The following is a 756-nucleotide window of genomic DNA, read 5'->3' as shown; positions in this document are numbered from 1 at the left end:
ATCGACGCGCACTATCCCGACACGGTTCTCCTGGCGGAGGCGAATCAGTGGCCGGAGGACGTCGTCGACTACTTCGGCTCCTTCGAGAACGACGGCGACGAATGCCACATGGCGTTCCACTTCCCCGTCATGCCCCGCATCTTCATGGCCGTACGCCGTGAATCCCGCTACCCCGTCTCGGAAATCCTCGCCAAGACCCCCGCCATCCCCAAAAACTGCCAGTGGGGCATCTTCCTGCGCAACCACGACGAACTCACCCTGGAGATGGTCACCGACGAAGAACGCGACTACATGTACGCGGAATACGCGAAAGACCCCCGCATGCGCGCCAACATCGGCATCCGCCGCCGGCTCGCTCCCCTCCTGGACAACGACCGCAACCAGATCGAGCTCTTCACCGCCCTGCTGCTGTCCCTGCCGGGATCGCCGATCCTCTACTACGGCGACGAGATCGGCATGGGCGACAACATCTGGCTCGGCGACCGCGACGCCGTCCGCACCCCCATGCAGTGGACGCCCGACCGCAACGCGGGCTTCTCCTCCTGCGACCCCGGCCGCCTCTACCTCCCCACGATCATGGACCCCGTCTACGGCTACCAGGTCACCAACGTCGAAGCCGCCATGAGCAGCCCCTCCAGCCTGCTCCACTGGACCCGCCGCATGATCGAGATCCGCAAACAGAACCCCGCCTTCGGACTCGGCTCCTACACCGAGCTGCCCTCCTCCAACCCCGCCGTCCTCGCCTTCCTGCGCGAG

Annotated in this window: 1 protein-coding gene; it reads left to right on the top strand. The window is 65.5% G+C overall.

Features of this window, described 5'->3' with window-relative positions; all coding sequences use genetic code 11:
- A partial coding sequence (locus IG78_RS0141090) for an alpha-amylase family glycosyl hydrolase (RefSeq protein ID WP_030574922.1) occupies positions 1-756 on the top strand: 756 nt, incomplete at both ends.

Source organism: Streptomyces aureocirculatus, assembly GCF_000720475.1.
In the GTDB taxonomy this organism is placed as follows: Bacteria; Actinomycetota; Actinomycetes; order Streptomycetales; family Streptomycetaceae; genus Streptomyces; species Streptomyces aureocirculatus.
Note: the sequence above shows the minus strand (reverse complement) of the source record. Positions and strands in the feature narration are given on the sequence as shown.